The sequence below is a fragment of the Proteobacteria bacterium CG1_02_64_396 genome, assembly GCA_001872725.1.
Taxonomy (GTDB): domain Bacteria; phylum Pseudomonadota; class MNWR01; order CG1-02-64-396; family CG1-02-64-396; genus CG1-02-64-396.
Genome location: MNWR01000007.1, coordinates 13,056 through 38,527, shown reverse-complemented (window position 1 = coordinate 38,527; position 25,472 = coordinate 13,056). Strand labels below are relative to the sequence as shown.

Sequence of the window (25,472 nt, the reverse complement as noted above, 5' to 3'; positions counted from 1 at the left end):
TTGCATACCGTACGACTTCCCCCTATTTGGCGCCGCTCAGCGCCCGGTATGACCAAATCCGCCCGATCCCCGGACGGTTTCGGACAGTGCCTCAACCTCGATCCAATTCGGTGTGGAGACCGGCGCCACCACCAACTGGGCAATCCGCTCGCCGGGACGGATCGTTTCAACCGTTTGCCCCAGATTGACGAGGATGACCTTCACCTCGCCGCGGTAATCGGCATCGATGGTCCCCGGCGCGTTGAGCACCGTAATCCCATGTTTCAGCGCCAGTCCCGACCTGGGACGAACCTGACCCTCGAACCCCGGCGGAAGGGCGATGGCAAGTCCGGTCGGAACAGCCACCCGCTCCATGGGGGCAAGAACGATGAGATCGTCCATGGCGGCGGTCAGATCGACACCCGCCGCATGCTCGGTGGCGGGGGCGGGGATCGTCGCGTCGTCTCGCAGCTTGATCACCTCGACCCGAACCCTCATGCCCCTGCCTCCTCAATCCGTTCCAATCGCTGGGCGGCCAAGGCGATCAAACGCTCGGCAAGCCCCCGTTTGTCTTCGGGGCCCCAGGCGGAAACGGTGCCCTCGCGGTCGACCACTTCGAGCCGATTGGCCCCGACCCCAAATCCCAGCCCGGCACCGACTTGATTGCCCGCCACCAAGTGGGCCTGTTTGCGACGACATTTTTCGGTCGCCTTTTCGGCCACATCCTCGGTCTGGGCGGCAAAACCGATGCGCAGTTTGAACCAGTTTTTCTTTCCGGCCATGGCCAGAATGTCGGGGTTTTCGACCAACGCCAGTACCTCGGGATGATCGCTTCGGGCCATCTTGGCCCCTTTCGGGTCGGCAACCCGAAAATCGGAGACCGCCGCGACGAAGATGCCGATGTCGCTGTCGGGTGCTTGACCCTCAACCGCCACGGCCATGTCCCGGGCTGATTCAACTGCCACCGTTTCGATCCCGGCTGGCAGCGCCACCGTAAGTGGCCCGTGGATCAACACCACGTGGGCCCCTGCGGCCCGAGCCGCCTGCGCCACCGCCACCCCCATGGCGCCGCTGGAGGGGTTGCTGATGAAGCGGACCGGATCGAGCCACTCCCGCGTCGGACCGGCGGTCACCACCACCTTGCGCCCTCGGAGCACCTTGGGGGTTAGGGCTGCGCGCAGCTCCTCGATCACCTCTTGCGCTTCGGGGAACCGCCCCTCCCCCTCTTCGCCGCAGGCCATCATGCCCCTGGCGGGGGGGATGATGATCCGTCCGTCTTGTTGCAAGGTGGTCACATTGCGTCGGGTCGGTGGGGCCGACCACATCGCCGGGTTCATCGCCGGAGCCAGCACCACCGGACACTGCGCCGCCAAAATCGCCGCCGTGGCCAAATCGTCGGCTCGGCCCTGCGCCAGTCGCGCCATCATGTCGGCGGTGGTCGGCATAACCAAAATCGCAGCGGCGTCGCGGGTCAGCCGGATGTGCCCCATGCGCTGTTCCGATGCGGCATCGAACAGCTCACGCTCGACCGACGCGTCGGCCAATGCCTGCACCAGCAAGGGGCTGACAAAACGCTGGGCCGAGGCGGTCATGATCGGCGTGACCGCGACCCCCTCGTCGCGCAACCGCCGGATGACCTCCAATGCTTTGATGATCGCCACCCCACCACAGAGCACCACCACCACGCGGCGGGGGGGCCAGCTCAGGTTAAAAGGGGCGTCGGACATAAGCGGCGCGGACTCCATGCACATGGGCTGCAGAAAAAGGGGCGAAGGATAGACAAAGGGGCGGTTTAACTCAAACCATCTGTAAATAGGATTTTATCCTTTGGCTGCTCAGGGTTATCGCCGTTCACCACCCATTGGATCGGGGTGCACGCCTGAATAGTTGACCGATCAAGTCGGATAATACATCCTTGCGCCCGCTTTTCACTCATCCCAAAGTTTTTGACCCGCATTCACTTTTTTCAGGAGGCTCACCATGGCGCTCAAAGTCCATAACTTGCTCGATTCGATCAACGTCACCCCCGGTTCGGTGCCCAAGATCAACCTGCTCATGACCGACGATTTGGCCTCTGACGTGTACTACTTCGAGGCCAACAGCGTTTTGGATTGGCACCGTCACCCCAACGGCGATCAGGTTTTCTACTTCATGCAGGGCGAGGGGACCTTCTACTTGCAAGAAGAGGGCGGCGCCGAGGAATCGGTGGCGGTGAAGGCCGGTTCGGTCGTCCTGGCCCCCAAGGGGACCTGGCACAAGGTGGTTGCCGGTAACGCCACCATGGTGGCCGCTCAGGCGACCAAAGCCGGTGCCGGCATGGAGCAACGCGGCTAATCAACCGCCTCCACCCGACCCACGCAGCAACAAAAAAAGCCCGGGATCACTCCCGGGCTTTTTTTGAATAGGCCAAGGAGCAAAGACGATCAAGCCGCCTGCATGGCCATGGGGGCGCCACAGCACACCAGGGTGCCGCCGCCCGCCTTCTTGACCTCGACCACGTTGCCGCAATAGGGGCACACATAGATTTGACCGACTTGAGTCGCCATCGAAGACTCCTATTCGCCAAAAAGAAAAAGAGAACGTTGTTTCCAGCCGGGGGCGCTTATCATGGTTGCCGCCCCATCGAGTGCAACCCCCACCGGAGGTTCCATCATGCGTTTCGCCGCCCTGACCCTGACCGCTCTGACCCTACCTGGCCTAGCCTTCGCCGATCCCGACCCCGACCGGGGCGCTCCCCTTTTCGAGGCCTCATGTGCCCAGGTTTGCCACGTCATGCAAGGCGAGGCCTTCAACAACGGCCTGACGGCCCAGAATCGGAGCGAGGTTATCACCTTCGCCAAACGCTTCTGCCCCGCCGACGCGGGGGGCAAACACCTGACCGAAACCGATCTGGCCGACATCGCTGCCCACCTGGATCGGGAGCATTACCACTTCAAGACCCCATAAACGAAACCGCCTCCGAATATCGGAGGCGGTCCGCACGGCACATCGTTGGCTACAACAGCGTCACAAATTCGACCACGCTACCGTCTGGCTGAACTCAAAGACCCCGTCGCCATTGGCATCAACCTCTTCGAAAACGTTGGTGGCGTCCACCGGGGTAAGCCGAACCGCACTGTTGTTGGCGCCTGTCATGGTGATCGGCCCCCCCGAATCGGGATTGGCCTGAGTCGCCTCGGTGTAGACCAAGGGCGCAGCGGTCGTGAGGTCGACGTAGCCAAAAGAGGAGATGTAAACCCGACCGTTCTCCGTCTCGGTGTAGGTGGTCGGAAAGAGGAAAGAATCGTACACGTCAACAATGACGAAGTTCTGAAAGCGTACCGATTCGCCGAGGTAGTGATCGACCATGTCGAGATTGGAGGTCATGGTCTCGGTTTGGCTGGTCAAATTGACGCGATCGACAATCGAACCATTCATCGAAAACCAGTCCACCGAATCCTTTACGGTCAAATGATCGAACTGAATGGTCGCATCGGTCATGGTGTCGCTTGCAATGTCGTAGCCGACAACCTGCACGGTCATGCTGCCGTCCATGCTCCCAACTCCATCGTTGTATTGATTGAATGCGATGGTGACCGTACCCACCTGGGTGGTGGCGTTCACACTCCCCGAGACGGTCATCGAACCGCTCACAGCGCCGGGGATCGTCTGGTTGTAGGTCACCCCTGCCGGACCCGTTCCACGGGGAAACGTTTGGTACCTCTCCTTTGCCAACGAGGCGACAAGATGGCCGATGTGGGATGCGGAACCCGACGACGAGGGGGTCGCAACCGCCCCAGCCGCGACCGCCGAGGCTGCCCCCGCTCCCCCTGCACTGGTCCCTGCCACCGTCCCGGCATTGGTGGTATCGATCTGCGCAGGTTGAGTTGAACCCGAGTAGGTAATGGTTGAACTCGTCGAACTGCTCGAACCCCCTCCGCTGTTGCATCCCGCCACCGTCAATAATCCCACCACCAGCATTGCGCTCGCCCAGCTGTTCACTCCCGTCGTCCGTTCCATATTCCACCCCTGTTCGTTGCTTGAGAAAACAACCCGTCCATTCCTACTTTGAGGGGCGCACCATTCAACCTCTCGATAAGCGAGTCAATTTAAAAGTTGATCCCCATCACAGGGCTATTCCGACGTTTGGCATCTAGGAGTCTGTCGGACTTGAGATCGTCCTACTGCGCCGGCGGGTAATCGGTCCAAATTCCCCCGGTTTTTCGTCACATAGCCACCACTATGATCCTCAAAACCGTGAAAATTTGGCCTCGATTCCCCACTCGGCTCGCTACGGACGCTCAAGCCCGACAGACTCCTAGCGCCCCAGTTCATGTACGTCCTGGCTCCGCTCCACCAACCCCTCCAAATCCTCCACCAACAACTCCAATCCCAAAATGCCCACCTTCCCCTCATCGCTGCGGAAAGCGGTCAGGTTGATGTCGAACTGTTTGATCAAAGGGCGATGCTCCTCCAAGAAGGCGTCCAAAGCGTGTTCGATACTCTCGTGGGAGCGTTTGAATCCCAGCACCTTGACGAGCAAGCGGGCCGGAAGTCGCTCCAGGCGCAGGAGCAAGCGCTCACGGGCCTGTTCCCCCCACGAATCGCGGGCTTGCAGGGCGTCGACCCACCGTTGGAGGTCGTCCATGGCAAAACGGGCATGGAGGTGGAGCCAGAGCCCGGCAACGTCGCCGAAGGGGAGGTGGACATCCTCTTTGATCAGGATGATGCGCCCCACCCGCTCCATGTCGGGCCAACATACTGCGTGGCAGGCGACCGCCTCGGGGATCCCCGCCGCAACCAGATCGTCACATTCCGCACGCAGATCGCTGCGTCCCAAAGCGACCAACCGCTCGAACAGGGTGTCGAAGTAGTCGCTCACAACTTGGCGGTAGTGGTGGGCCAAATCGAACTGAATGCGCAGCGGATCGCCGATTCGGGCCAACGCAGCCGCCACATGGACCACCCCGTCCTCGCCCCGCATCCGCGCCTCCAACCACAGGTCGGGGGATACCTGACCCTCCAGGGCATTCAGAGCGGCTCGGTAGTCGTGAATCGGCAGCAGCGCCTCGGCCACCAACCAAGCCCGCACCGCGTCGGGCAGCGATAGATCGGTCCCGCGCTGGATCCGCTCCAGCGCCCGTGCCCCGCCATTAAAATGGATCCGTTTGGCCACCACGGTGGCGGTGATCTCCCAACCCAGGGGGTGGCGTTCGACCGCCTCGGGGTAAAGCCGCACGACCTCTTTGGGGAAGTAATCGAGCAGCAGCGGTTGCTGGCTGGCCCGGTCGATCCACTCCCGATTGCGCCCCAGGATTTCGGCGGTGTGGTGGATCAACTTGCCCAGCAGTACCGCCAACAGGGGCCGGGGAATCCCCCGCTCCTCTTCGAGCCAGGCGCCCACCGCCCCCTCGGAGATCCCCTCCTCCCCCTCCTCCAGCACCCCCTGTTCGAACCAGCGGGCCAGAGAGCCGCGCCAGAACCGCCTCTTGGCGCGGCTGCGCCGCCCGTCCAAGGTGATGGCCCGAACCATTTGGGCGTTGTCGTCCAGAACCTGGGCCGCCACCTCCCCCTCCCAGCTTTTCAGCCGGATGTTGCGCTCCTCGACGTTGCGCCAGATCCCGCGCTGGAGCAGATCCATGGCCAAGATCTTTAGATTGACCTCGTGATCGCTCATGTTGACCCCGCCCGAGTTGTCGAGCGCGTCGGTGTTGAGCAAAACCCCTTGCCGGTCCAGGACGATCCGCGCCCGCATGGTCAGCCCTAGATTGCCCCCCTCGACCAGCACGCTGGCCCGCACCTGCTCGGCGTTCACCCGAACCGGATCGTTCACCTTGTCCATCACCGCTTCGTGGGGTTCGGCAGCCGCTTTGATGTAGGTGCCGATCCCGCCGTTGTAGAGCAGGTCGACCGGCGCCTGGAGCAGCGCCTGTATTAGCGCCTCCCCCGAAATCTGGGTTTCGATGCCAAGGAATCTGGCGAAGGGTTCGGGCAGGTCGATCGCCTTGGCGCTGCGGTCGAAAATGCCGCCGCCGGGGCTGATTTGGTGGGTGTCGTAAGCCTCCCAGCTTTGGCAGGTTTCGAAGAGCCGCCTGCGCTCAAGCCAGGAGCGCTCGGGGTCGGGATCGGGGTCGATGAAGATGGTTTTGCCGGTGAAGGCGCCGATCAGCTTGAGGCTGCGCGACAGCAACATGCCATTACCGAAGACATCCCCGGCGGGGGAGCCAATCCCGACCACGGTCAGGGTGTCGGCCTGCGGGTCGAGCCCGATCAGGCGGAAGAGGTGGCGCACCGATTCCCAAGCGCCCCGAGCGGTAATCCCGATCTCTTTGTGGTCGTAGCCGTGGGAGCCCCCCGAGGCGAAGGCGTCGCCCAGCCAAAACCCCCGTTCCAGCGCCACCTCGTTGGCCAGATCCGAGAAGGTCGCGGTCCCCTTGTCGGCCGCCACCACCAGGTAGGGATCGTCATCATCCCGCCGGACGATCCCCTCGGGGGGAACAATCTCCTCCCCAATTCGGTTGTCGCTCAAGCGCAGCAGGGCAGCAACGAAGCGACGGTAGGCCTCGCGCACCTGTTTGGCACCCTTTTGCCCCCCGTGCAGGTAAAACCCCCCCTTGGCCCCGACCGGCACAATGATGGCGTTCTTGACCATCTGGGTCGCCATCAGCCCCAGCACCTCGACGTAGAAATCACCCCGGTCGCTCCAGCGTAGCCCCCCCCGAGCCACCGGACCGCCGCGCAGATGGACGGCGTCCATACGCTGGTCGTGGACGAAGACCAGCTTCCAGGGATGGGGGCTGAAAGGGGTTGGCAGATCGCCCCCCAAGCATTTGAAGGCGACCCCCTCCCCCGCCTCGGGATGAAAGGCGTCGGTGCGCACCACCAACTCCAACACCTGCCACAGCGCCCGCATCGCCCGGTCCTCGCGCAGCAGGCGAATGCGACCAAGCGCCTCGTTAAATCGGGATTTGGCCTCCTCCCAACCCTGCTCGTCGAGGTGGGCTGGATCGAATCTCGCCGCCAGACCATCAAGGACTGCTCGGGCCAGGGCGGGATCGCCGGTGAGGATCGCGGTGGAAAAGAGGGGCCCAATGGCGGGGTTGAGCTGGGCAACCAACCGCAGCAACCCGCGCAGCCGCACCAGACAGCGGGGGGTCAATCCACCATTCAGCGCCAAGGCGTTGAGGGGATCGTCCATCATCCGTCCTGCCAACACCTCGGTCAGCACCGAGGCGACCGTGGCACCGTTGGCCTCCAGGGAGGCAAGGGCGGGATCGTCGACCAACTCGAAACGCCACACACAGACGGTGCGCCCTTCGATTTCGAGCCTGGTGAAGATCTCCTCTTGAACCGTCAATCCGACCCGACCGATGGCGGCGATCACCTCTCCCAGGGGACGGCGCTCGGGGAGGATGGCGCTCAGGGCCCAGACGGTACCGGCCCCCTGCCCCAGCAACACCTGGGGGAAGCCGTCGATGAGAAAATCCTCGATTCCCGCCAGCCCTTCGACTGCCTGACCGGGGGGGACACGGGCCTGAAACGACTCGGGAAAAGCGTTGAGGTAGCGCATCAACAGCGGCAGCGCCTGGCGCCGAGGGAAGCGCTCAAAGATCGCCTCTTTGAAACGGTCCCCCCAGGTTTTCACCGCCTCGATCATGCTCAGACGCAGCCGCTCCAAATCGACCTCGCGCAGCGCCGTGTCGATGGGACCGGGCATGAAGCAAGTTAATGCGGCGAATGTGTCGGCCAGGGCCGATTGGGTGCGGACGACCTTCAGCCCAAAGGCGTGCTCCACCCGGCTTTGCAGCCGCCGCTCCAACGCCGCCGAGTAGCGCCCCCTGGGGATGAACAGGGTTAACGCCACGTAGTCGCAGCAACCCCCTCGGCGCAGATGCAGGCGCAAATCGACATCGCCGGTCAGAGCGATGGCCGCCTCCAGAAGAGGCTGTATGTCCTCGGCGCTGGAATAGAGCAGCTCGCGCAGCGGCATATGGTTGAAGAGCGCCCGCAAAGTGCGGCCCCGGTAGGTCTCACCCCTTTCGCCGACGTTTTGCAGCACCCGGTTCATCCGCTCGGCCAGCAGGGGAATCCCAGAGGGACGGGTGACGGTGGCAGCGCGGGCCAGTCGCCCGAGCAGCAGCCAACAGGATTGGCCGTCGGGATCGGCCAGCAAAATCGGATCGATCCAGCCGTCGATGTAGTTGGCCGCAGAGGCTGCCCTGGTAAAATCGAGGAGCATCGGGGCTGTGCGCACGGGCCACCACTTGGCCAGATACTCGGTGAGCAGCGCCAGCACCCCTGGGTACACCCGCTCCAACGTCCCCTCGGGCAGGGCCGGGGTAAATCCCCCCAGGGCATCCTCCTTACCCTTGCCCGGCACCCATTGCCGTCCGTTCCAACGGTAGCGACGTGCCCCCATAAAGACGTAGTTGCCGTCGACCAACCAGCGGGCAAAACGGGACCAACGCACCTCCTTGCGACCCCAGCTGCGGCTCAGATGCAGCAGCAGATGCTCCATGGCGCCGTGGTCGTCAACCGCAGCCGCCACCGCCTTGAGGGTGGCGCTTAGGTCGCAGATCGTTACCTCGATCTCCAACACCTCTTGCTGTTCTTGATGCAGCACCGCAGCCAGAACGAACTCCCCCCGCCCCCCCTCGACCTGGGGACCCGGCTCGACTGCCACCCCCTCCTCCCCCCGCACCACCTTGACCACCCGGTGGACCATACCGCTGATGCCGAGGTGCTGACGGGCCAGGAATCCGGTGATGACATCCATCAAAAAGGGGCGGTCGGGGGTGTGAACTTGCAGCAGGTAGCTGGCCCCCTCGCCGTGGGGAACCAGGTGGATGCGGACCGGGTAGGGGTCGTCTTCGGGGAAGGGGGGGGCGATGAAGTTGAGCAGTCCTTGTGCACTGATCGCACCCAACACCGGATGGCCCACCGGCAGGGCGGCGGTGAGCAGCGCTTCAAGATCGGCGGCGGGGTGGTCGGACATGCACACTCCTGATCGTTAGCGGCTCGGGGCTCCCTTGAGCAACTTGGATTTGAGCAGATCGAGGGCGGGATCGCGCAACAGCAGCAGAGTACCCAGGTAAAGCAGTCCGGCAACCGGGATCAAAATCGCCAGATGCACCCGTCCCATCCCCACCAGTACCAGTGCCCCCATTAGCGCCGTTCCGATCCAGGGACGCAGGTGGCCGATCAAAATCAGGGGGGAGGTTTTCAAATGGGGGAAGTCGCGGTTGATCTCCCACCACAGCCAGACCACCTGAATCCAGCCCGAGATCGAGGTCGCCAGCGCCAGCCCAATGTGGCCCCAGAGCAACATGAGCGGCACCGAAATCGCCATGTTGGCGATCATCACTCCGATGCCGATCACGGTGGGGCGCTTGGTCTGCTCGTGGCTGTAGAAGACCGGGGTCATCACCTTGACCAGCGATAACGCCACCAAACCGGGGACGTAGGCGATCAGCGCCCAGGCGGTCATGGTCACCGCCTGGGCATTGAAGGCACCGCTACCAAACAAGAGCCGGACAATCGGGTCGGCCAACAACCCCAGACCCACCGCAGCGGGAAGGGTCCAGACCTGCACCAGGTGCATCCCGGAGCGGTAGTGATCGCGCAGCAGCTCTTCGCTCCCCGTTGCCGCCGCCCGGCTCATCAAGGGCAGCACCGCCGTGCCGATGGCAATGGCGATGATCCCCAACGGGAATTGCAGCAGCCGGTCGGCGTAGTAGAGCCACGAAATCGCCCCCGCCCCCACCAGCGAGGCCAGCATGGTCGAGACCAGCAGGTTGATCTGGTAGACCCCGGCACCGAAAGCCATGGGGGCCATCAGCTTGAGCAGCCGCCCCATGGCGTTATGCACCACCAGGGTGGGCCGCAGCGACAAACCGAGTTTCAGCAGGGGGCGAATCTGAAAGACCAACTGAAAAAACCCGCCGATCACCACCCCCCAGGCCAGGGCGTGGATCGGTTCGGGAAACCACTCCAAACCCCAAAAACTCATGGCGATCATCGCCACGTTGAGCCAAATCGGGGTCCAGGCGGGGACGGCAAAGCGGTCGAAGGTGTTGAGGATGCCGCCGCTGGCGGCGACCAACACGATGAAGATCAGGTAGGGGAAAACGATCCGCCCCATGGCGACCGCCTCGTCGAACTGGTGGGGGTCATCGAATCCGGGGGCAAAAACGGCAATCACCCAGGGCATGGCGACCCAAGAAAGCAGGGTGATGGCGGTGGTGATCAGCGCCAGATAGGTCAGGGTGCTGCGGATCAGGGCGAAGGCGGAATCAAGCCCCTCCTGGGTTTTTGTGGTCGATAACACCGGCACCCAGGCGCCAGCGAAGGCCCCCTCGGCAAAGAGGCGGCGCAGCAGATTGGGGATGCGGAAGGCGACGAAGAAGGCGTCGGTGAGGGCGTCGGCCCCGAAGATGCGGGCGATGACCAGATCGCGGACAAACCCGAGGATCCGACTGGCCAGGGTGCCCAGACTGACGATGACGGCCCGAAGACCGATCCCCTTGGCCATATGTACCGATTGCCCCATTCAAGGCCGCGGCGCCGAGTAATCCCGGCGCCGCGGGCGATCAAACGTCGAGGTTGCGCACCTGCAAGGCGTTGCCCTCGATGAACTGACGGCGCGGCTCGACCGCGTCGCCCATCAGGGTGGTGAAGACCCCGTCGGTCTCGACCACATCCTCGACCCTGACCTGCAACAGGGTGCGGGCGTCGGGATTCATAGTGGTCTCCCAGAGCTGCTCGGGGTTCATCTCCCCCAGCCCTTTGTACCGCTGGATCCCCAAGCCACGGTTGCCCTCTTTAGCGACGATGTCGCCCAGCTCGATGGGGTCGAGGATCGTCGCTACCTCGTTGCCACCCTCGATCTTGCGCAGGATGGCGCCGCTGCCCAGGGTCTGGGTCAGGGTGGCGTACGACTCAGAGGCCCGAATCAGATCGCTGATCGACAAAATGTGCACGTCGAGGGGGCAATGGGAGCGGGATCCGGCGGTCTCGCGGTAGAGGTTCACCTTGACGTGCCCCTCGATGTCGAGGCTTGGGGTGCTCCAAGTGAACTTGGTGTTGAGGGTTTGCCCCTCGATGGTGGGGCGCAGCCCCTCAAGCCGCGCTTCCACCGCCTCGACGTCGCCCGACTTCAGCAAACTCACCCAGTCGCCCTGGCGCACCACTTGGCTGAGAATCGCCGCGTCGTGGGTGCGCGAAAGGGAGCGCAATGTCGCCTCGATGTGACGCGATCGGGTGGCGAGCTGGCGCAGCTCTTGATCCGCATGGATCTTGCCGTCGGCGGCCACCAACTCCAGCCCCGAGACCCCCAGTTCGAGCAAAAACTGGTCGAGGGCGGCGTCATCCTTGATATAACGCTCCACCTTGCCCTTCTTCACCTTGTAGAGGGGCGGCTGGGCGATGTAGAGGTAGCCGCGCTCAATCAGGGGGGCCATCTGCCGATAGAAGAAGGTCAGCAGCAGGGTGCGGATGTGGGAGCCGTCAACGTCGGCGTCGGTCATGATGATGATGCGGTGGTAGCGACATTTATCCGGATCGAAATCGTCCCGGCCGATGCCGGTTCCCAGCGCCGTAATTAAGGTGCCGACCTCTTGCGACGACAGCATCTTGTCGAAGCGGGCCTTCTCGACGTTGAGGATCTTGCCCTTGAGGGGAAGGATCGCCTGGAACTTGCGGTTGCGCCCCTGCTTGGCTGAGCCGCCGGCCGAATCACCCTCGACGAGGTAGAGTTCGGACTGGGCCGGATCGCGTTCCTGGCAGTCGGCGAGCTTGCCTGGCAGGTTGGAGACATCGAGCGCCGTCTTGCGCCGGGTTAACTCACGCGCCTTGCGGGCCGCCTCGCGTACCGTGGCCGCCTCGACCACTTTGCCGACCACCGCTTTGGCAGCCTGGGGGTGTTCTTCTAGGTAGGTCGCCAACGACTCGCTCGTGACCCCTTCGACCACAGGACGGACCTCGGAAGAGACCAGTTTTTCTTTGGTTTGAGAGCTGAACTTAGGATCGGGCACCTTCACCGAGATCACCGCAATCAGCCCCTCGCGGCAGTCGTCGCCGCTGACCTGCACCTTGGCGTTCTTGAGCAGCCCTTGGTTGGTGGCGTAGTTGGTGATGGTGCGGGTGATCGCCGCCTTGAAGCCGGTCAAATGGGTACCGCCGTCCTTCTGCGGAATGTTGTTGGTGTAGCAGAGCACCTGCTCGTTGTAGGTGGTGGTCCAGAGCAACGATACCTCGACGCTGATCGGCCCCTGTTCGACCAAAAAGCTGATGATGTCTGGGTGAATCCGCTCTTTGTTGCGCCCCAGGTAATCGACGAACGAGGCGATACCGCCGTCGAACTGGAACTTGATCTCTTTATCGGTGCGCTCGTCCTTCAGGTAGATCGACACCCCCCGGTTGAGGAAGGCCAGCTCGCGCAGGCGCGAAGCGAGCACCTCGTACGAAAACTCGGTTTTGGTGAAAATCTTACCGTCGGGCTTGAAGGTGATCGAAGTGCCGGTTTTCTTCGAGTTGCCGACCTCTTTCATCGGGTAGAGGGGATCGCCTCCGGCGTACTCCTGCAAGTACGAGTGCCCCCCCCGTTCGACCCGCAGGGTGAGCGCCTCACTCAGGGCGTTGACCACCGAAACCCCGACCCCGTGCAGACCCCCCGAAACCTTGTAGGAGTTCTGGTCGAATTTTCCGCCGGCATGCAGCACCGTCATGATGACCTCGGCCGCCGAACGCCCCTCCTCCTTGTGGATGTCGACCGGCATACCGCGACCGTTGTCGCTGATCGTCACCGAGTTGTCGCCGTGGATGATGACCTCGACGTCGGTGCAATGACCGGCCAGCGCCTCGTCGATGGAATTGTCGACCACCTCGAAGACCATGTGGTGCAGGCCGCTACCGTCGTCGGTATCGCCGATGTACATGCCGGGGCGTTTGCGAACCGCCTCCAGCCCTTTAAGCACCTGAATCTGATTGGCGGAATATTCCTGGGTCATTCGTTACCTCGCATGGTCCAAAATCCTCCTGGGGGACAGTGCCTCATGGCGGTGAAAAACCGGGATTAGATTTCGAGCGGTTGCAAAATGAACTGCCGGTCTTCGTTGTCGGCCCCCCGAATCAAGGTCGGGCCGGTGACCGAGGCAAACCGCAGCTCCACGGTCGCCTCGTCGATGCGCTCGACGATCTGGGCAATATAGTCGCCGTTGAACGAGATCCGCACCTCGGGGGCCGATTCCAGCAACGAGAGAACCTCTTGCCCCTCGTCGTTCTGGGCCGAGACAGCGTGGATGCTCAATTGGTCACCTTGGGCCTCGAAGGTAATGGCAGGGTGGTCGACCGAGTAGAGGATTTTCAAACGTTTAACCGCATCGTAGAGGTCGTCGCGTGACAGCAGCAGCCGGTTAGCCTCCCCCGCCGGGAAGAGGTGCTGAAACTCGGGGAAGGGTTTGTTGACCACCGAGGTAACGAAATCGACGGTGTCGCCCTGCCGCTCGACCCGAAAGAGCAGATGGTCTTGGTCCATGGTAACGCGACCGCTCCCCTCTTTGGCCATCTCCCCCACCGCGACGATCTCTCCCACCGCGTTGTAGGGGACAATCGATTGGATTTGCGCCTCGTCACTCAACCCCAAACCCCGCTGCGACATCGCCAGCAGGTGCATGTTGGTCGCCACCACCCGGTCCCCGCCTTGGGCAAACTGCACCAAAGAACCGTGGAAGGCCTCCCGGTTGGGATCCTTCATCATGGCAAAACCGACGGTGCGCAGCATCTGGGCAAAAGCGGCCGGCTCGATGGCGCGGACGAAGACCTCTTCGGGATAAGCCAGGGCGGGGAATTGGTCCCCAGAAATCGCGGCGATGCGATATTTGGCCTTGTTGCCGCTCCATCCCAGCTGGACACCGCTCACCCGTCCGGCTTCGTCCCCCTCAAGGTGAAGCTGCACGGTGGCGCCAGAGGGGATGCCCGAAAACAGGCGGTAGAGCAGGTCGGCATCGACGCAGAAGGGGGCAGGGCTACCGGCACCTTCCATCTCGACCACCGTGGCCACCCGCAGGCTGTGACTGCCGTTGCTGGCGGTCATACGCAGGCTAGCCCCCTCCATGACCTCAATGTAGACCGAACCGAGCAGCCGGTTGGGATGGCGGATGTCGGCAGTTTTGTTGAGTAGATTGAGGTAGGGAAGAAGCTGCTCCCTACCTGCCGTCATTGTCAGTATCGACGCCATGTTCCCCCCAATGGAGTTGTGTGTGTGGCAGGTCGGTCGGCTCTTAACGGCCGATAATCATCTGCCTGAGTTGTTCGATCTCCGCCCCGAAGGCGGAGTCCTCTTTGATGCGTCCCTGCACCACCCGGATCGAATGAATCACCGTAGCGTGGTTGCGTCCGCCGAATTCCTGCCCGATGTCGGGGTAGGACTCCCGGGTCAGCTCCTTGGCCAGGAACATCGCCACCTGCCGGGGTTGAGTAATCCGTTTTTTACGGGAGGCCGAAACCAGATCGTTCATCCGTACCTGGTAATAATCGGCCACCACCTTTTGAATCTGCCGCACCGAAACCGGATCGCTGTCGCGGGGCAAGATGTCTTCAAGCCAGGTTTTGGCGTCCTCGATCGTCGGGGTGATCGAGAGAATCTTCATATGGGCGTGTACCCGGGTGTAGGCCCCTTCAAGTTCGCGCACGCTGCTTTTGATGTTCAGCGCGATGAACTTCAACACCTCAAGCGGGATAACGACTTGGTCTTCATCAACCTTGCGGGTCAAGATCGCCAGCCGGGTTTCGTACTCCGCCGGTTTGACATCGGCCACCAGCCCCCAAGCAAACCGGGAGCGTATGCGGTCTTCTAAACGATCAAGCTCCTGTGGATAACGATCCGAGGAGATGATGATCTGCTTCTTACCTTCGTACAGGGCATTGAAGGTATGAAAAAACTCCTGCTGCATCCCTTCGCGCCCCGGAAACAGATGCACATCGTCGAGCAGCAGCACATCCATCTGCCGGTACTTCTGCTTGAACTCGAAGGTGGTGTTGTTGCGGATCGCCTGGACCAATTCGTTGAAAAAGGTCTCGGCCCCGACGTAGAGCACCCGGAAGGTCGGGAAGTTGGCCTTGATCTGGTTGCCCAGAGCCGAAATCAGGTGGGTTTTCCCCATCCCGACCGGGCCGCAAATAAAGAGGGGATTGTAAAGGGTACCGGGCTGTTGCGCGACCGCTCGGGCCGCCGAGGTTGCCAGCAAATTGCTGGGGCCGGTGACGTAGCGATCGAAGGTTAAATGAGGATTCAGGCCACTGTCCCACTCCTGGACGGGGGCGGCCCGCGGCTCCATTCTTTCGCTAGCCTTGGGTGGCTTATCCTGCCTTTTTGGGGGGGGCGCCGCAGGGGTTGGTTTGCTCCCCACCACCAGCCCGACCACCCCGGCCCAGCCGCTCTCCTCTAGACAGCGCTCGATCTGGCGCAGGTAACGCTCCTTGATCCAACGCAGATAGAAGGGGTTGGGGACCGCAAGCTCCAGGGCGTCGCCCGTCATGGCGGGCTGGATTGGGGCGATCCAACGCTCGAATTGATCGGGGTCGATCCGGTCGAGTAGAAGCTTGCGGGCTTGATCCCAAATCTGTTCCGGGGTATCAGCCATCGGCTCGCTCGATCAGCTCAACTTGCACCAGTCACCGCCTCGAATCGTAGGTCGCGTCCACAAGAGGAATTCCATGGACCATCAAGATTGTATCTTCTGTCGTATCATCGCCGGGACCATCCCCAGTGAGAAGGTCTTTGAGGATGATCGTCTGGTCGTCATCAAAGATATTGCCCCCAAGGCGCCGGTCCACCTGCTCGTGCTGCCCAAGGCGCATCATCCGACCCTCAACGAGGCGGCCAGTGATCCCGTCCTGCTCGGGGCGATGCTGGCCTGCGCCGCCCGCATGGCGCGTGAACAGGGAATCGCCGAAAAGGGGTACCGCACCGTGGTTAACGTTAATCAGTGGGGGGGGCAGGTCGTGTTCCACCTCCACCTGCATATTCTTGGCGGCAAACCGCTGACCTTCTGATTCAAGAGGCTTTCATGATTCCCAATCCCATGCTGGACGAGCTGGTCAAGGGAATCGCCGCAGGCTTCGATCGCCTGGGTGATACCCGCGACGAGATCGAGCGGCGCATTCGCCAGATTGTCACCCTGAAGCTGTCGGAATTCGATGTCGTCACCCGCGAGGAGCTTGAGGTGCAGCAGGCGCTGTTGGCTCAGGCAACTCGGCGCATCGCCGAGCTAGAAAAACGGCTCAAAGCGCTGGAAGAGGGTGGTTCTCAGGCGTAACCCCCCGACCAGGGCGAAAGGGACTTTGCCATGTATGCCAAACTCGAATCTTACGTTGTGCAGGGAGCCCAGGCGGTTCCGGTCACCGTCGAGGTCCACGCCAGCCGTGGGGTCGTCGGCATCACCATTGTGGGGCTGGCCGAACGGGCGGTGCGCGAATCGCGCGAGCGACTGCGCAGCGCCCTGACCACTACCGGGGTCGACCTGCCGCCGCTGCGCATCACGATCAATCTAGCCCCCGCCGATCTGGTTAAAGAGGGAAGCCAGCTCGACCTGCCCATTGCGCTGGGACTCCTCGCCGCCATTCGCCACCTACCCGCCAAGAGATTGCAGGGGGCGATCATCGCGGGCGAACTGGCCCTGGACGGTTCGGTGCGGGGGGTGCCGGGCATTCTACCCGCCGCTTTGATGGCGCAGCGGCGCGGTAGCATTCTCATCATGCCCCAGGCCAATCGCTTCGAGGCTTCCCTGGTGGCGGGGCTCCCCTTCGAGCCGGTGGGCAGTTTGGGTGATGCGGTCGGCTTCATCGTGCGGGGAGAGCCCCCCGAAGAGGTTGGACAAGAGGCCCTCTCTCCGGAAGGGGAGCTCGGTGAGGTGAACCCCCTGGGACATATCCGGGGGCAGTTGATGGCCAAGCGGGCACTCACCTTGGCCGCCGCCGGGGGCCATAACCTGCTGCTCTCCGGCCCCCCCGGCACCGGCAAAACCCTGCTGGCCCGCGCCTTGATCGACCTGCTTCCCCCTTTGAGCGGCGAGCCGCTGATCGAATCGCTGGCAATCCGCTCGGCGGCGGGCATAGCGCTGGATCCCGCCACCGCCACCCAACCCCCGTTTCGTGCCCCCCACCATACCGCCTCCGACATCGCCCTGGTCGGAGGTGGCAACCCCCCTCAACCCGGTGAGGTCTCGCTATCACATCGGGGTATTCTTTTTTTGGACGAGCTACCGGAGTTTCGCCGCTCCACCTTGGAGGCGCTGCGACAGCCGCTGGAGGGGGGGGAGGTGACGATCTCCCGGTCGGCGCAGCGGGTCACCTTCCCCAGCCGGTTTCAGTTGGTCGCCGCTATGAATCCCTGCCCCTGTGGCCACCTGGGGGACGAACAGATCGCTTGTCGCTGCGCCCCTTTCGAGGTTGACCGCTACGCTCAGCGACTCTCGGGCCCCTTCCTCGACCGCATCGATCTGTTCTGCACCGTCAACCGCATCCCGCCTGAACAGCTGCTTGATGGGGTAAGCGCCAACCTCGACGAACCCGATCCCTTGCCCCTCATCACCCAAGCCAGGGCACGTCAACAAATGCGTTGGGGCGCGGGGCTTAACAACGCCGCCGTTCCGGTCGAGCTGTTGCTTCCCGAACCGCTGGCCCCCGAAGCCAAGGGATTACTCACTCAAGCGGCCCATCGCTTTCACCTTTCGGGCAGAGCGCTGCACCGGCTCATCCGAGTTGCCTGGACCCTGGCCGACCTGAGTGGAGAGGAACGCATCACCGCCACCCACATCGCCGAGGCGCTGCAATTCCGCCCCAAGGCCTCCCTTGCCTCCATCACCAATCCCTAACAACCGCCGCTTGAGGTCATAAAAAAAGGGGCCCGAAGGCCCCTTTTGGCTCGCTTGCATCCGCCTCAAGGCAAAATCAAACCGCCATTGACCGCTGCAGTCGACAAGGTGACCAAGGTGGAGGGCGCGATGCCAAACCACAGGACCGTCACCGCCGACAGACCGATCACACCGGCCATGGCGGGGGAGAGGTTGACGTTCTCGAACTTCACCTCGGGCTTGTTGAAGTAGATGTACCACACCACCCGCAGGTAGAAGAAAGCGCCGATCACCGAGGCGAGCACCGCCAGCACCGCCACGTAGATGTGACCGGCCTGGACCACCGCAAGAATCGGGTAGAGCTTGCCGATGAAGCCCACGGTGGGGGGTACCCCCGCCAACGAGAAGAAGAGAATTAGCAGCATCAGACCAACACCTGGACGCTCGGCAGCCAATCCGCTGAAATCGTCCAGCTTTTCGCCGCTGATCTGGCCTCGGCGCAGCATAATCAGCCCGCCGAAAGCGCCGAAGTTCATCAGCAGGTAGACCACCATGTAGAGCACAACCGACATATAGCCCAGCTCGTTGGCCGCCACCAAACCCAACAGCGCAAAACCGATGTGGGCGATGGAGGAATAGGCCAGCATCCGCTTGACCGAGGTCTGGGCAATGGCCGCAACGTTGCCGACAAACATGGTCAGCACCGCCACCACCATCAAGATCGAGCTCCATTGATCCGACATGCTGGGCAGCGCATCGACCAGCACCCGCATCATCACCGCCAATGCTGCCGCCTTGGGGGCGACCGCCATGAACGCGGTAATCGGAGTGGGAGCCCCCTCGAAGGCATCGGGAGTCCACATGTGGAAGGGGGCAGCCGAAATCTTGAACAGGAACCCGGCCAGGAAGAAAACCAGCCCAAAGCTCAGGATGAGGTGATGCCCTTCAAATCCGCCGATGGCCGCCGCAATGCTTGGCAGCATCGTCGCCCCAGTGGCGCCGTAGATCAGGCTCATGCCGTAAAGCACAAAGCCGGATGCCAGCGAGCCGAGCACGAAGTACTTCAGGGCGGCCTCGGTGGAACGCTTTTCTTCGCGGAAGTAGCCGACCAGCACATAAATCGACAATGCCGAGAGCTCCAGGCCAAGGTAAACCACCAACAGGTCGTTGGCCGAAACCATGAACATCAGGCCGAGCAGGGCGAACAGCAAGAGCACATAGTACTCGCCATGATGCTGTTTTTCGGCCTCAAGGAAGTCCATGCCGATCAAAATCGTCAGGATCGTCGCTCCGTAGAGGATGATCTTGAACACATTGGAGAAGGTGTCGATCACCACCATCCCTTGTGCACCGGTGCGAGCGGCAAAGGTGGTCACCGCCGGGTCGCCAAATTGCAGCAGGGTCAAGGCGGCAGCGACGACCACGATCCCCAGTGCAATGTAACCGGTGATCCCCTTGCGATCCTTGGGGATCCAAAGATCGGCAAGCAGCAGGATGCACGCCGCGGCCAGCAAAAAGAGCTCGGGGGCGAGGGGGGCAAGACTCGGAATCGGAAAATCGTTTGGCATCGGAGCTTATTCCTCTCGCATCACATTTTGCCGGTGGCAACCTGATCGATCAGGTGCTCCACCGAGACGTGCATGATGTCGAAGATGGCGTTGGGGAACAGACCGTAATAGATGGTGACGACGGCCAGCGGGGCCAAAACCCACCACTCGCGGGTGCTGAGATCCTTCAGGGTACGGACCCCTTCGTGGACGATGTCGCCGAAGAGCACCCGTTTGAACAACCACAGGGTATACATCGCCGAAAGCACCAACGTCGTGGTCGCCAGAACCGCCGCCAACTTGTTCACCTGGAAGGTGCCGATCAGCACCATGATTTCGCCGACGAACCCGGTGGTACCGGGAAGCCCGACGTTACCCATGAAAAAGACCATCGCCAGGGCAGCAAAAGCGGGCATGGAGTTGACCACGCCACCGTAGGCCCCGATTTCACGGGTGTGGAGCCGGTCGTACATCACCCCGACGATCAAGAACAGCGCTGCCGAAACAAAACCGTGGGAGATCATCTGCATGATCCCACCCTCGATCCCCTGCTGGGTGAACACAAAGAAACCGAGGGTGACGATCCCCATGTGCGAAATCGAGGAATAGGCCACCAGCCGCTTCATGTCGGTCTGCATCATCGCCACGTAAGCGGTGTAGATGACAGCGATCAGCGACAACACGATGACCACGTCAGCCAGATAGGTCGACGCATCGGGGAACATCGGCAGCGAGAACCGCAGGAAGCCGTATCCGCCCATCTTCAGCATGATCGCCGCCAGGATTACCGAACCGGCGGTAGGGGCCTGAACGTGGGCATGGGGCAACCAGGTATGGACCGGGAACATCGGCACCTTAACCGCGAAAGCGATCAGCAGCGCGACGAACAACCAGCATTGCTCGGTCAGGGTTAGCGGCACATCCATCAAGGCGGGAATCGACATGGTCTGACCCGCCTGGAAGTACATGTACATCAAGGCGACCAGCATCAAAACCGAACCGGCGAAGGTGTAGAGGAAGAACTTCACCGTTGCGTAGATACGCTTCGGCCCACCCCAGACCCCGATGATGATGAACATCGGGATCAGCATCGCCTCCCAGAAGATGTAGAAGATCACGGCGTCGAGGGCGGCAAAAACCCCGATCATCAACCCTTCCATAATCAGGAAGGAGACCATGAACTCCTTCACCCGATCCTGGATAACCTCTAACGAGGCCAGGATAGCAAAGATGGTCACGAACGAGGTCAGCAGGATGAACATCACCGAGATGCCATCAACCCCCAGGACATAGTTGATCCCGTAATCGGGAATCCACTGAGCGGACTCCTCAAACTGAAAGGCCGAGGTACTCCGGTCAAACTTCAAGACCAGTGGCAGGGTGATCAGAAACTCGAAGATGGAAATAATCAGCGCCATCCAACGAGCATTCCGTTTGGCCGCCTCCCCGTTACCCCGCACCAACGCCATCAGCAGGATCCCCATAAGAATGGGGAACCAGATGGAGATGCTCAGGATGGGCAGCTGGAACGCATTATTCATCGTTTTCTCCAGAATCGTCCCGGTTGGACCCGATCAGCCGTGGTGGAAGAAGACAAAGTAACTGGCGGTGACAAACAGGCCGAGAATCATTACGAAGGCGTACTGATACAGCAGCCCGGTTTGGAAGCGGCCCATCTGCCGCGCCGCCCAAACCCCAACGAATGCCGCCATGCCATCCACCGCGCGGTCGATGCCCCCCATATCCACCTTATGGGCCAAGAACGACCCCAGGCGCTGCGAGGGAACCATAAACATCGCCACGTACAGCTCATCCCAGTAGTACTTGTTCTGAAGGAGCTCGTAGGCTGGACGGGCTACCGTGGCAATGACGCCAGGCAGCGCCGTGTTGACCACGTACATGTAGTAGGCCAGCGCAATCCCCATCGCCCCGAGGAGGGCGGGCAGGTAGGTCAAGCCGAAGGCCAGGTGATGACCGTGCTCCAGCGCCTCGTGACCAGCGGCGACCACAATCGCCTCGCCGAACCAGTCGGCCTCAACCAAACCGTGACCGAAGTAGAAAGCCAAGAGCGCCCCCACCGCCAGGATCACCAAGGGCACGGTAATGACCTTGGGTGACTCGTGCAGGTGGTGTTTGGTCTCCTCATCCATCCGCTCGCTGCCCCAGAAGGTCATGAAAAGCATGCGGAAGGTGTAGAAGGCGGTCATCAGCGCCGCCAGCACCCCGAGGGTCCAGGCGAACTGACCTGCGGCGGTGTGGGCCGAAAAAGCCGAGGCGAGGATCACCTCTTTCGAGGGGGCGAAGGCCAGGGCCAACGAGGCGATGGCAAAGGTGTAGAAGGTGAATGGCATGTACTTACGCAGGCCGCCCATCTTGCGCATGTCTTGCTCGTCGCTCATGGCGTGGATAACCGAACCGGCCCCCAAGAAGAGCAACGCCTTGAAGAAGCCGTGGGCCATCAGGTGAAAGATACCCGCTGCGTAAGCCGACACGCCGCACGCAAAAAACATGTAGCCGAGCTGCGAACAGGTCGAGTAGGCGATGACCCGTTTGATGTCGTTCTGCACCAGGCCAATGGCCGCCATCAGAAAGGCGGTCAGGGCGCCGATCACCGCCACGGTGTCGAGCGCTACCTGAGACAGTTCAAACATCGGGGAACAGCGGGCGACCAAAAACACACCGGCGGTCACCATGGTGGCGGCATGAATCAGTGCCGAGATGGGGGTTGGGCCCTCCATCGAATCGGGCAGCCAAACATGCAGGGGGACCTGAGCCGACTTACCCATGGCCCCAACAAAGAGCAGTAGGCAGATTGCGGTGATGATTTCGGATTCACCGAAGAGAGGAATGTTGACCGTCGAGCCGATGTACTCCGCCGCGTGCTCGAAGACGAAGCTGTACTCCAGGGTGCCAAAGTAGAGGTAGATCGCCATGATCCCCAAGGCCAGACCAAAGTCGCCGACCCGGTTGACGATGAAGGCCTTAAACGCTGCGTAGTTGGCGCTTTCGCGCTTGTACCAAAATCCGATCAGCAGGTAGGAGACCAGCCCCACCCCCTCCCAACCGAAGAACAAGACCAAGAAGTTATCCGCCAGCACCAGAATCAACATGAAGAAGGTGAACAGGGAGATGTAGCTGAAGAACCGTGCGTACCCCGGGTCTTTCTCCATGTAGCCGATGGTGTAGACGTGGATGAAGAACGATAGGGTGGTCACCGTAATCAGCATGACCGCCGTCAGCCGATCGGCGAGGAAGGCGACATCGATTTGCAGGTCACCTGAGATTGCCCAGGTGTAGACCACACCGTGGAAGAGATTGCCCCCGACGATATCGAAGAAGGCAACCCAAGCCAGGATCGCGGAAAGCCCCATGCCGCCACAGGTCAACCAGTGGGCGAGCGCCTTAGGCAGAACCGGCTTGAGGGATCCGAAGAGCCCCACAATGGTCCCCGCAAGCAGCGGAATCAGTGGAATCAGTAAATAGAGGGTGGACTGGCTCATGTTCTCATTGGCTCCCGGTCTGCCCGATCAACCCTTCAGATCGGCAAGGCGTTCGATCTCGATGGTCTGCTTGGTCCGGAAGATCGCCACGATGATGCCCAGGCCGATCGCCGCTTCCGCAGCCGCCACCACCAACACAAAGAAGACGAAGATCTGGCCCACTACGTCCTGATGGAAGTGGGAGAAGGCGGCAAGATTGATGTTGACCGCCAGCAGAATCAGCTCGATGGCCATCAGCAAAACGATGATGTTTTTCCGGTTCAGGAAGATGCCGATCACCCCAATGGCGAAGAGCACCCCCGCGACCAACAAATAGCTGGACAGCGCCATGATGACTCCCCTTACGCGTTGATCTTTTGCTTGGAGGAGACCTTGCGCAGACGCGCAGGCCCGGCCGCAACCTGTTCCGAAATCTTCTGGTACTTCGCACCTTTTTGGGCGGGACGGTGGGTTAAGACCACCGCGCCGATCAGGGCGACCAGGAGGATCACTGAGGCGACCTCGAAGGGGAACAGGTAGGTGGTATAGAGCTGCAAACCCACCTCGGTCGTATTTGAATAATCGGCTCCCTTGGGGGCCGGAATGGGCAGCGCCTCGGGGGAGATCAGGCTATCGCCCACCACCAACGCCACCTCAGCCACTAGGAAGATGCCCAAGGTGACCGCCAAGGGCAGGTAGTGGGTGAAGCCCTCACGCACCTTCGAAATGTTGACGTCGAGCATCATCACCACGAAGAGCAGCAGCACCACCACCGCCCCGATGTAGACCAGGATCAGGATCAGGGCGATGAACTCCTGTTCGAGCAGGAAGAACAACCCCGCTGCGTTGAGGAAGACCACAATCAGCCACATCACGGCATGCACCGTGTTGCGCACGGTGATCACCATGAATCCCGACACGGCCATCACCGCAGAAAACAGATAAAAGAAATATTCGCTGAACATGCAGGCTCCTTAGCGGACCTTGTGACGACAAGGGGCCAAAAGGGTACCGGAAACGACTGGACTCATCGGTAGGGCTCATCCAGGGCGATGTTGCGGGCGATGGAGGCCTCCATCCGGTCACCCACCTCCAGCAGCATCTTCTTGGTGTAGTAGAGCTTCTTACGGTCATCGCAGGCGTATTCGAAATCCTGGGTCTCGACCACTGCATCGACTGGACAGGCCTCCTGACACAGGCCGCAGAAGATGCACAGGTTCAGGTCGATGTCGTAACGGGTGGTACGACGACTGCCGTCGTCCCGCTCCTCGGATTCGATCGAGATCGCCAGCGCCGGACAGACCGCCTCGCACAATTTACAGGCGATGCAACGCTCCTCCCCATCCTCGTAGCGGCGCAGGGCATGCAGGCCGCGGAAACGGGGGGAGAGGGGGGTCCGCTCCTCAGGGTATTGAATCGTGAACTTCTTTTTGAAGAAGTAGCGCCCCGTGATCGACAACCCGTGCAGCAGCTCGGTCATCAGGAACGTTTTGGTCCAACGGTTCAAGAGGCTCATCGGCGTCCTCCAATCAACGGAACAGGTGGATGCCGACGCCGGTCACGAAAATCCAGGCCAGCGACCACGGGAGGAAAACCTTCCAGCCCAGACGCATGATCTGGTCGTACCGGTAGCGGGGGAACGTGGCCCGCAGCCAGAGGAAGATGAACAGGAACATAGCGGTCTTCAACGCAAACCAGATGAAGCCAGGTATCAGGTTGAAGGGGGCGACATCGAGGATCGGCATCCAACCGCCCAGGAAGAGCAACGTCGCCAGCGCCGACACCAGGATCATGTTGGCGTATTCGGCCAAGAAGAACAGGCCGAACATCATGGCGGAGTACTCGACGTGGAACCCGGCCACGATCTCCGATTCGCCTTCCGCCACGTCGAAGGGGGCGCGGTTGGTTTCGGCCACCACCGAGATGAAGTAGACGATGAACATCGGGAACAAGGGGATGAAGTACCAATTGAGCAGCCCCCCCTGTTGGGCGTGGACAATGTCGACCAGATTCATCGAACCGGCCAGCATGATGACCGGGATGATGGTGAAACCCATCGCAACTTCGTAACTAATCATCAACGCGGCCGAACGCATGGCGCCGAAGATGGCGTACACCGAGTTTGACGCCCAACCGGCGATGATCAGGCCGTAGACCCCCAGCCCCGAGATAGCCAAGACGTAAAGCACCCCAGCGTTCAGATCGGTAATCGAAAGGGCCCGACTTTCAGGAAACAACCCAAAAAGGGTGGTTTCGGTGAAGGGGATAACCGCCCAAGCCATCAAGGCCGGAATCAAGGCGATGATCGGCGCCAACACAAACACGATCCGGTTGGCTGAGGTCGGAATGATCGTCTCTTTGGTAATCAGCTTGATGGCGTCGGCAATCGGTTGCAGCAGCCCCTTGGGCCCCACTCGATTCGGCCCCAAGCGGATGTGCATGTAGGCGATCACCTTGCGTTCGGCCAAGGTCAAATAGGCAACCACACCCATGATCGGCAAGGCCACGACGAGGATTTTCAGAATGGCCCAGATGGTGGGCAACACGCCGTTACCGAACAACTCGGAGTAGGACATCGATAGCTCCTTCAAGCCCGAAACAGATTCGTCTGTCGATTCATGCCATCGGCAGATGCC

20 protein-coding genes are annotated in these 25,472 nt (G+C 61.4%); 5 read left to right on the top strand and 15 right to left on the bottom strand.

Annotated elements, in window-relative coordinates; translation table 11 throughout:
* Positions 1-36: 36 nt before the first annotated feature.
* Complete coding sequence (locus tag AUJ55_00475; protein OIO61328.1) at positions 37-477, bottom strand: deoxyuridine 5'-triphosphate nucleotidohydrolase; 441 nt, start codon at positions 475-477, stop codon at positions 37-39.
* Positions 474-1,685: a hypothetical protein gene (locus AUJ55_00470; GenBank protein ID OIO61355.1), complete on the bottom strand. Its 1,212-nt coding sequence runs from the start codon at positions 1,683-1,685 to the stop codon at positions 474-476. The genes AUJ55_00475 and AUJ55_00470 overlap by 4 nt, the downstream gene beginning before the upstream one ends.
* Before the next feature lie 274 nt (positions 1,686-1,959).
* Here AUJ55_00470 and AUJ55_00465 point away from each other — a divergent pair, with 274 nt between their 5' ends.
* Both AUJ55_00465 and AUJ55_00460 read left to right on the top strand, forming a co-directional pair.
* Positions 1,960-2,313: a hypothetical protein gene (locus tag AUJ55_00465; protein OIO61327.1), complete on the top strand. Its 354-nt coding sequence runs from the start codon at positions 1,960-1,962 to the stop codon at positions 2,311-2,313.
* A gap of 318 nt (positions 2,314-2,631) precedes the next feature.
* Entirely contained in the window at positions 2,632-2,925 is a 294-nt protein-coding gene (locus tag AUJ55_00460; GenBank protein OIO61326.1) for a hypothetical protein, read from the top strand.
* Positions 2,926-2,985: 60 nt separating this feature from the next.
* On the opposite strand, the gene AUJ55_00455 is transcribed toward AUJ55_00460, so the two are convergent.
* The 6 genes from AUJ55_00455 to AUJ55_00430 form a co-directional block, all read right to left on the bottom strand.
* Positions 2,986-3,939 (bottom strand): hypothetical protein, encoded by a 954-nt coding sequence (locus AUJ55_00455; GenBank protein ID OIO61325.1) that lies wholly within the window; start codon positions 3,937-3,939, stop codon positions 2,986-2,988.
* Positions 3,940-4,276: 337 nt separating this feature from the next.
* Complete coding sequence (locus AUJ55_00450) at positions 4,277-8,953, bottom strand: hypothetical protein (GenBank protein OIO61324.1); 4,677 nt, start codon at positions 8,951-8,953, stop codon at positions 4,277-4,279.
* A 15-nt stretch (positions 8,954-8,968) separates the two neighbouring features.
* Positions 8,969-10,507 carry a murein biosynthesis integral membrane protein MurJ gene (locus AUJ55_00445; GenBank protein OIO61323.1) on the bottom strand — a complete coding sequence of 513 codons (1,539 nt, stop codon included), beginning with the start codon at positions 10,505-10,507 and terminating at the stop codon, positions 8,969-8,971.
* Positions 10,508-10,547: 40 nt separating this feature from the next.
* Positions 10,548-12,965, bottom strand: a complete 2,418-nt coding sequence (locus AUJ55_00440) for a DNA gyrase subunit B (GenBank protein OIO61322.1) — start codon at positions 12,963-12,965, stop codon at positions 10,548-10,550.
* A gap of 65 nt (positions 12,966-13,030) precedes the next feature.
* Positions 13,031-14,176 (bottom strand): hypothetical protein, encoded by a 1,146-nt coding sequence (locus AUJ55_00435; GenBank protein OIO61321.1) that lies wholly within the window; start codon positions 14,174-14,176, stop codon positions 13,031-13,033.
* Positions 14,177-14,237: 61 nt separating this feature from the next.
* Complete coding sequence (locus AUJ55_00430; protein ID OIO61320.1) at positions 14,238-15,599, bottom strand: hypothetical protein; 1,362 nt, start codon at positions 15,597-15,599, stop codon at positions 14,238-14,240.
* A gap of 73 nt (positions 15,600-15,672) precedes the next feature.
* On the opposite strand from AUJ55_00430, the gene AUJ55_00425 reads away from it, so the two are divergent.
* Genes AUJ55_00425 through AUJ55_00415 form a run of 3 tightly spaced genes read left to right on the top strand, consistent with a single transcriptional unit; the run spans position 15,673 to position 17,831 of the window.
* Positions 15,673-16,011: a histidine triad nucleotide-binding protein gene (locus tag AUJ55_00425; GenBank protein ID OIO61319.1), complete on the top strand. Its 339-nt coding sequence runs from the start codon at positions 15,673-15,675 to the stop codon at positions 16,009-16,011.
* A gap of 14 nt (positions 16,012-16,025) precedes the next feature.
* Positions 16,026-16,274: a hypothetical protein gene (locus tag AUJ55_00420; GenBank protein ID OIO61318.1), complete on the top strand. Its 249-nt coding sequence runs from the start codon at positions 16,026-16,028 to the stop codon at positions 16,272-16,274.
* Positions 16,275-16,304: 30 nt separating this feature from the next.
* Positions 16,305-17,831, top strand: a complete 1,527-nt coding sequence (locus AUJ55_00415) for a hypothetical protein (GenBank protein OIO61317.1) — start codon at positions 16,305-16,307, stop codon at positions 17,829-17,831.
* 65 nt (positions 17,832-17,896) lie between these two features.
* Here the strand turns inward: AUJ55_00415 and AUJ55_00410 are convergent, their stop codons facing one another.
* The 7 genes from AUJ55_00410 to AUJ55_00380 form a co-directional block, all read right to left on the bottom strand.
* Positions 17,897-19,378, bottom strand: coding sequence for a hypothetical protein (locus AUJ55_00410; protein OIO61316.1), 1,482 nt, complete (start codon positions 19,376-19,378; stop codon positions 17,897-17,899).
* 20 nt (positions 19,379-19,398) lie between these two features.
* On the bottom strand, positions 19,399-20,898 hold the full coding sequence (locus AUJ55_00405) for an NADH-quinone oxidoreductase subunit M (GenBank protein ID OIO61315.1): 1,500 nt from the start codon (positions 20,896-20,898) through the stop codon (positions 19,399-19,401).
* Positions 20,899-20,931: 33 nt separating this feature from the next.
* Positions 20,932-22,857, bottom strand: a complete 1,926-nt coding sequence (locus tag AUJ55_00400) for an NADH-quinone oxidoreductase subunit L (GenBank protein OIO61314.1) — start codon at positions 22,855-22,857, stop codon at positions 20,932-20,934.
* 27 nt (positions 22,858-22,884) lie between these two features.
* Complete coding sequence (locus AUJ55_00395; GenBank protein OIO61313.1) at positions 22,885-23,190, bottom strand: NADH-quinone oxidoreductase subunit K; 306 nt, start codon at positions 23,188-23,190, stop codon at positions 22,885-22,887.
* An 8-nt stretch (positions 23,191-23,198) separates the two neighbouring features.
* A complete protein-coding gene (locus AUJ55_00390) occupies positions 23,199-23,801 on the bottom strand; it encodes a hypothetical protein (protein OIO61312.1) in 603 nt (200 codons plus the stop codon).
* A gap of 62 nt (positions 23,802-23,863) precedes the next feature.
* Positions 23,864-24,352, bottom strand: coding sequence for an NADH-quinone oxidoreductase subunit I (locus AUJ55_00385; protein OIO61311.1), 489 nt, complete (start codon positions 24,350-24,352; stop codon positions 23,864-23,866).
* A gap of 13 nt (positions 24,353-24,365) precedes the next feature.
* Positions 24,366-25,412 carry an NADH-quinone oxidoreductase subunit H gene (locus AUJ55_00380; GenBank protein OIO61310.1) on the bottom strand — a complete coding sequence of 349 codons (1,047 nt, stop codon included), beginning with the start codon at positions 25,410-25,412 and terminating at the stop codon, positions 24,366-24,368.
* Positions 25,413-25,472 lie beyond the last annotated feature (60 nt).

Coding starts and splice junctions, on each gene's coding strand:
- AUJ55_00405 (OIO61315.1), bottom strand. CDS start 20,898: ATGAATAATGCGTTCCAGCTGCCCATCCTGAGCATCTCCATCTGGTTC.
- AUJ55_00380 (OIO61310.1), bottom strand. CDS start 25,412: ATGTCCTACTCCGAGTTGTTCGGTAACGGCGTGTTGCCCACCATCTGG.
- AUJ55_00445 (OIO61323.1), bottom strand. CDS start 10,507: ATGGGGCAATCGGTACATATGGCCAAGGGGATCGGTCTTCGGGCCGTC.
- AUJ55_00385 (OIO61311.1), bottom strand. CDS start 24,352: ATGAGCCTCTTGAACCGTTGGACCAAAACGTTCCTGATGACCGAGCTG.
- AUJ55_00440 (OIO61322.1), bottom strand. CDS start 12,965: ATGACCCAGGAATATTCCGCCAATCAGATTCAGGTGCTTAAAGGGCTG.
- AUJ55_00420 (OIO61318.1), top strand. CDS start 16,026: ATGATTCCCAATCCCATGCTGGACGAGCTGGTCAAGGGAATCGCCGCA.
- AUJ55_00460 (OIO61326.1), top strand. CDS start 2,632: ATGCGTTTCGCCGCCCTGACCCTGACCGCTCTGACCCTACCTGGCCTA.
- AUJ55_00435 (OIO61321.1), bottom strand. CDS start 14,176: ATGACGGCAGGTAGGGAGCAGCTTCTTCCCTACCTCAATCTACTCAAC.
- AUJ55_00425 (OIO61319.1), top strand. CDS start 15,673: ATGGACCATCAAGATTGTATCTTCTGTCGTATCATCGCCGGGACCATC.
- AUJ55_00475 (OIO61328.1), bottom strand. CDS start 477: ATGAGGGTTCGGGTCGAGGTGATCAAGCTGCGAGACGACGCGACGATC.
- AUJ55_00455 (OIO61325.1), bottom strand. CDS start 3,939: ATGCTGGTGGTGGGATTATTGACGGTGGCGGGATGCAACAGCGGAGGG.
- AUJ55_00465 (OIO61327.1), top strand. CDS start 1,960: ATGGCGCTCAAAGTCCATAACTTGCTCGATTCGATCAACGTCACCCCC.
- AUJ55_00450 (OIO61324.1), bottom strand. CDS start 8,953: ATGTCCGACCACCCCGCCGCCGATCTTGAAGCGCTGCTCACCGCCGCC.
- AUJ55_00430 (OIO61320.1), bottom strand. CDS start 15,599: ATGGCTGATACCCCGGAACAGATTTGGGATCAAGCCCGCAAGCTTCTA.
- AUJ55_00410 (OIO61316.1), bottom strand. CDS start 19,378: ATGCCAAACGATTTTCCGATTCCGAGTCTTGCCCCCCTCGCCCCCGAG.
- AUJ55_00415 (OIO61317.1), top strand. CDS start 16,305: ATGTATGCCAAACTCGAATCTTACGTTGTGCAGGGAGCCCAGGCGGTT.
- AUJ55_00400 (OIO61314.1), bottom strand. CDS start 22,857: ATGAGCCAGTCCACCCTCTATTTACTGATTCCACTGATTCCGCTGCTT.
- AUJ55_00390 (OIO61312.1), bottom strand. CDS start 23,801: ATGTTCAGCGAATATTTCTTTTATCTGTTTTCTGCGGTGATGGCCGTG.